We start from the raw sequence: 5,397 nt of genomic DNA on the forward strand, positions 1-5,397 counted from the left end.
GAAGCCATACCCGTTTATTTACTTTTATCAAATAGAGTGAACTCTCTTAGACTAATTCCCCTAGTTTCTTCACTCATTGACATCTATTGGCTTTTAGTCTGCGATCGCCCCGTGATCGATTACGATTAAAGCATCGATGGGAAAAGTTGCTCACAGGGCAAAGTTTAATAATTGGGTCATTGATAAGTTGTTTATACAGCATTTGTGGTAAGCAGTAAAAGGACTGTCAAAGAAACTGTATGCAAACGGTATAACCCAGAACTAGCGATGTACAAGATTAATATTTACAGGCTTTAAAAGTATGGCTAAGGTAACAATTTCAATTGGGCTAACTGAGACAGAAGTCAAAGCTTTATCGGCAATGCAGATTTCCGAAAATGAGTCATTGAATCATACAGCAACAAGATTGCTACAGGGAATCCTGGGTCAGACAAAAGCTGGGCTAGCGTTATCTAATAGTGATGAGATTAAGGAAATAGTTAAGCAGGAAGTAACTTCTTTAGCCGCGTCTACACCTGATGGGGAAGAGATAAAACAAGTGATTAAGCAAGAGATGGCAGATGCGATCGCTCAGATAAAGGACTTAATAGAAAAATGTGATGGTGGAGTTGCCCTACCAAAGCAAGAGGCTGTTTCTGTTGAGCAGCAAGTCTTACCAGATTATTCAGCAATACGCGAGAATATCCTTTCCCAATTGAAAACAGGCAAGCAGTCAGCAGCCAAAGCAATCGACGCTTTTATTGAGTCACTGGGTGCTGTAAAGTCAGAACAACAGCCAGCAACTGTGGAATTAGATGTAGCGAGTTAGGATTTTGTGCTGGTGACTATTAACCAGTCAACTTAATCACACCTTGGCTAACTAAATAGCAAAGAAAACATAGATTTTAGTCGTTGAAATTTTGTGTTTTAAGCAATTCATAGCGGTCAACAACTAAAGTTGTTACCGTCGCAACTAAAGTCACTGCAACTAAAAGAGCAAGGGCCGCCAGAGTAAGTTCATCGGGGGAAGTTATCGGCTGCGCCCGCAATGCTTGCCAAATGAATAGGCACATCAGCATAGCGTAGGCAAAACTAGCAATCCACATCAGAGCCGCCTGTGTGTGCTGTCTCAGGTGTGACAAAGTTGAAGTAATCAACCAGCTTATTAATGGTAAGGCTTGCACGGCATGAATACCTAACAAATGAGGAAGTCGTATATCACCCCCTTGAGTACTTAAATAAAGTATGGGAATACCAGGGCCACCGTCGGGAACTCCTACACTGTGAGCGCCAATATGTAACGCTGACTGACCTGCTGCCAACGCCGAACTTTGTTCAGGTGTGGGTAGAGTCATGAAAAAGCCTAAGCCCATACCAATGAAGGTTAAGGAAAGGGAAAACCGCAAAGCAATTGCCAAGACAGGATTATCCAAACGCTCTAGCACTAGTAAAATTACTGTAACTAAAGTTGCTGTCCAAAGGAGAACTAGGGCAATTTCCATAAATTTCCAGAGAGCTTCATCTTCAGGAGTACTAAAGTTGAAGTGGCTAGTTGTACCTCGTACTACCTGGACTATGATGACTATTATTTGCACAACCAATGCAAAAGCCGTAGCATTTGCAGCTAAACCAGCCACTTGCCGATGTTGTTTGAGCAAACCCAACAGCCACACAAAAGTGAACGAATAGACTGAAGTTGAAAACGCAAACTTGCAGGGCTTGAGCCAAGCGGGTGCGCCAGTAATAACACGCTCATCAATTAGCAGCCCTGGCAGCATCAACAGCAATAGCCCAAAAGTGAAAACACCAACAAAGGTCATCGGCGCATTTATTCTCCAAAACTGTTTGAGAGTTTGCTCAAGATTGAGTGTTTGTAAGGGAAAATTGAAAAGAGACATCACAAATTAGCTCCCTTGGTACTAGATAGCTAAGTTAAAATACAAGTAAATCCCGTTGTATTTTAGTAATTCCATCTAAAAATTTAAATGAAAATATATGTCCCAAAGGTGTGAAATTGCAAAGATGAGTAAGTAGGTCGGTATAAATAATTATTGTTAGGATAAGGCAGTTTTTGCTGGGGGCAAGGGAAAAAAGAGTTTGAGCCTTATTTACTTTTATTTACACAGTTTGCCTTGATTGTGCCGACTTACTTCGTAAATAATTCACGTACCTTTATGGTTGTAACCCAGTAGTTGGTATAGAACAAGCTAGTACTAACACCATAATTGTTTTTGCGAAAGCATAAAAACTTTTCTCAGGTAGATTGTGAATCATCCTTGTGGAAGACAACTATTTGTTCTAATAGTGCTATTACGGCGGCGATCGCTTCCCTTTCACGAATGGCCAATGCTATAGCCAATTGCTCAAACCATAGAATCTCCAAGACTGCCGAAAGTCTTGCTGATGTGGGCTATTGGAGTTATGAGTGGTGGTGTGTTCGGGGGAAATCTGGCACGAGGATTCGGTTTGGGAGCTTTTGTGTTACAAAACCACTCTTAAATTTTCTTCTTATTGCAGTCTCAGCCAAAAAAGCACCTTTTAACCCATTGAACTCACGTTAATCTCCTAAAGCAACAAACAATCTGTTAACTAACAACAGAAAACTGTCGATTTTTCTGGAATAGGAAACAAATCCGTTGTAATTAATAATAGGGAACGAAGAAAAACTTTGCTAGTGCCATTGGAGTAAATCTCAAAACTGTCACCCTCTGGTTGCACGAATGGAATGCACTCTAACCCTACGGATAGTAATTCTGGAGTTTCTGTTAATACAACCTGCTAAAAATCTGCTCCTCGCAGGCCTCAATCAAATCTTAAAAAATAATAAATGGAGACTTTCTACAAACAAAGTAAAATTATGCCTAAATTCAACAAACAACTGGCTGCCTTAGTATTTTTAACACTAGTTGCAACTGGCATAGTTTTGCCAGCCGTTGCTACTCAAGCTCAAAGCCCAGCAGAACAACTATGTCGGCTAAGACCAGGTATTAATCCTGTTTGCACAGTGTTGGTAACTGCCCCAATTGGAGTCGCCATCCGGTCTGGTCCTGGTTCTAATTATCAAAAAATTGGCGCCATCCCTTACCAATATGATGTCAATGTCAGAGTCAGCAAGTCTTCTCGCGAATGGGTAAAGCTTGCTGATCGTCCTGGTTGGATTCATTCTCATTACCTGCAAATGGCTGGAGACTGAAATACAAAATACACTGCATAACTTTGTTCTGAAGAAACACTTTGCGTAAACTTATGTAGTTGGGGTGAGGTACAGGGCCAGGGCAAACGCATCTAAAGTATAAGAATCCTTTAATACTTGGGTTTCGGCGTTTTTGAATTTAGCCTATTTTTTCGTCAAGATCCTTATCTAGTAAGGGTCTCAGAAATACCGTGCGTTCGCCCTGGCAACTGAGTATGTGTAAAGCTTTAAGCTTTCGATTTTCGCTCATACGAGCCTTTGAGAACTTTACAGGGTAAGAGGCATTGGCTGCTGATATATATCAAAATGCTGCCAATGCTTTTTTAAGAAACGATAAAAACTTACTTGACCAGAGTACCTATTTTGTGTGAAAGTATTTTATCCTTTCTTGATAATGTCTTAATAATTATTGGTTTTAAGGAGCTGGAACTTCATCCTTTAAAATAGACTTTACGTCCTCACTATTATTTAGAAAAACATATTAGTTTGCTTCATCATCTCTTAAATTAAAAGCCAGTGGTAGCCCCATGTTAAATAACATATTAAGTGATTGATATTAGAGAAGTAGTTGCGAAATCAAACTTTTCTAATATCTATTATGAATAAAAAATGGGCTGCTAAACGACTCACAATCAATCTCACATCAAGTGAAGCAGAAAAGCTGGAAAAATACTGCTCAATGACTGGCAGACCAGCAACCGATGTAATCCGCGAATTAATTCGGTCTCTGCCAATTCAAGAAGTACAAAATGCCAATTAGCAATTCATCTAGGTAAGGTTAAGGGGTTTTTCTTTCCCTTTTCCTCCAAAATCCGACAAGTATTTATACTACACCTACCAGTGCATTTTTAACAAAGCTCTTGAATCGACAAAATTTCAACAGCAGTAGTAGCTCAAAGCGATTGAACGCTGATTAGGTGTATGGAAAGTGCTGGCAAACTTTTTTAGCTGGCATTTAGTAAACCGCATATAAAACAAAGCTCTGGATTTTTACCAGGGCTTTTAAATTGAATTTTATTTAGCATGACTTCTAGGAAATAGCATTAGCCGCGACGAAACAGAGCTTCTAGATAAACCTGGGAAACACGGCGATCTCCATCAGCATTTTGCAGCAGAAAGAGAGAAATAGCTGCGGTAATAAGCCGACGTTCATCCCAATCAGGATGTTTTTCTAAGTAGGTTTAGCGATCGCATTGTGCCAGTTGCGTAAGTCCTGTTGAATTACTACTTGTCCCTCAGTAATACCATAAAGTGGCATTGAGCCGAGATATGTGTTTTTTCCTGTAAGATGGGCTGAAAAACCCTATCCTGTCTAGGTTGGAAAATTTGCTACATTAGAGTCAAAAAATCGTTATTTACAACGCAAAATCAAGCCTTTTGAGGTCATATTGCAGGTTTTTGGTCATATCTCGGTTCAATGCCATTTAGTTTTTCCACCCATCCTTCCTCATCAAAACCAGCTTTTAAAACGACTCATCGTCCTTAAAGAAATAACAAAGGTTAGTGAGGCAACAATCCTGCTTAGTTTTTTCCAATTTTTAGCTCTCTAGGTTTTTTACTTTAGCTAAGTCGTTTGAATTATTAAAACAATTTAAGATACGCCAAATCGTAACTCAAGTTTAATAATATTTATGTAGGAGAGCATAGGAGGAGTAAGGTAGTGGCTGCAACTATATATATATGATGCATTACTTGGTTACATTACCTCTTTCGAGCCGTTAGCTGGAGATATTACCTCTTTAGAATCAATACCTCTGCCAAATTACGAGGGTTCAACGCCCGTAGAAACGGGATGAATGCGTCCTAAAGAAGTAAGCTTGGCAAAAATCTGGTTTAATAAAATAGGCTCAGGGATTTCTGGAAGCATTTTTAACATTTCACGAACATATCGAAAACCACGGTAGTAAGCCTTAAGATCAAGAATGCCGGAGTCGGGATTAAGGAGACGAAAATCCGCGAGAAGATGATGGGATAAGTTGACCATAAAGAATGCTAGATTAACAGCATTAGTTACAGCAGTTTGACTTAAATTCATAAAATCTTTCAATCCCCAAAATTGCTTGGCATCTCAAAAATTGAATTCGATCTGAAAGCGCAACTTGTAGTAGTCAATTATTTTCTCAAATGACAATTCCAGGTCGCTAGAAAATAGAATCACATGGCTGCAAGCATGAGTTTTAAGATTGGTTTTGACTAGAATAACTACATTCAGAGCTTGGGCAAAT

At 39.4% G+C, this 5,397-nt stretch carries 4 protein-coding genes and 2 pseudogenes; 3 read left to right on the forward strand and 3 right to left on the reverse strand.

The features are described 5' to 3' along the window. Positions 1 to 301 precede the first annotated feature (301 nt). Entirely contained in the window at positions 302 to 808 is a 507-nt protein-coding gene (locus LC608_RS36060; protein ID WP_229558086.1) for a hypothetical protein, read from the forward strand. 76 nt (positions 809 to 884) lie between these two features. Here LC608_RS36060 and LC608_RS36065 read toward each other — a convergent pair whose 3' ends face one another. Next, a complete protein-coding gene (locus tag LC608_RS36065; RefSeq protein ID WP_229558087.1) occupies positions 885 to 1,877 on the reverse strand; it encodes a hypothetical protein in 993 nt (330 codons plus the stop codon). A 959-nt stretch (positions 1,878 to 2,836) separates the two neighbouring features. On the opposite strand from LC608_RS36065, the gene LC608_RS36070 reads away from it, so the two are divergent. Both LC608_RS36070 and LC608_RS36075 read left to right on the forward strand, forming a co-directional pair. Further along, on the forward strand, positions 2,837 to 3,172 hold the full coding sequence (locus LC608_RS36070; protein WP_229558088.1) for an SH3 domain-containing protein: 336 nt from the start codon (positions 2,837 to 2,839) through the stop codon (positions 3,170 to 3,172). Positions 3,173 to 3,761: 589 nt separating this feature from the next. Further along, on the forward strand, positions 3,762 to 3,932 hold the full coding sequence (locus LC608_RS36075; RefSeq protein WP_229558089.1) for a ribbon-helix-helix protein, CopG family: 171 nt from the start codon (positions 3,762 to 3,764) through the stop codon (positions 3,930 to 3,932). Positions 3,933 to 4,215: 283 nt separating this feature from the next. Here LC608_RS36075 and LC608_RS36080 read toward each other — a convergent pair. Both LC608_RS36080 and LC608_RS36085 read right to left on the reverse strand, forming a co-directional pair. Beyond that, positions 4,216 to 4,341, reverse strand: a pseudogene (locus LC608_RS36080) (DUF2811 domain-containing protein); the annotation flags it as partial. Between the two features lie 593 nt (positions 4,342 to 4,934). Next, positions 4,935 to 5,397 (reverse strand): annotated as a pseudogene (locus tag LC608_RS36085) (IS4 family transposase); the annotation flags it as partial.

The sequence above is a fragment of the Nostoc sp. XA010 genome, assembly GCF_020829625.1.
Classification (GTDB): domain Bacteria; phylum Cyanobacteriota; class Cyanobacteriia; order Cyanobacteriales; family Nostocaceae; genus Nostoc.

Bases quoted from the DNA above. Each gene is read 5' to 3' on its own strand.
- LC608_RS36065 (WP_229558087.1), bottom strand. From the start codon at position 1,877: ATGTCTCTTTTCAATTTTCCCTTACAAACACTCAATCTTGAGCAAACT.
- LC608_RS36060 (WP_229558086.1), top strand. From the start codon at position 302: ATGGCTAAGGTAACAATTTCAATTGGGCTAACTGAGACAGAAGTCAAA.
- LC608_RS36070 (WP_229558088.1), top strand. From the start codon at position 2,837: ATGCCTAAATTCAACAAACAACTGGCTGCCTTAGTATTTTTAACACTA.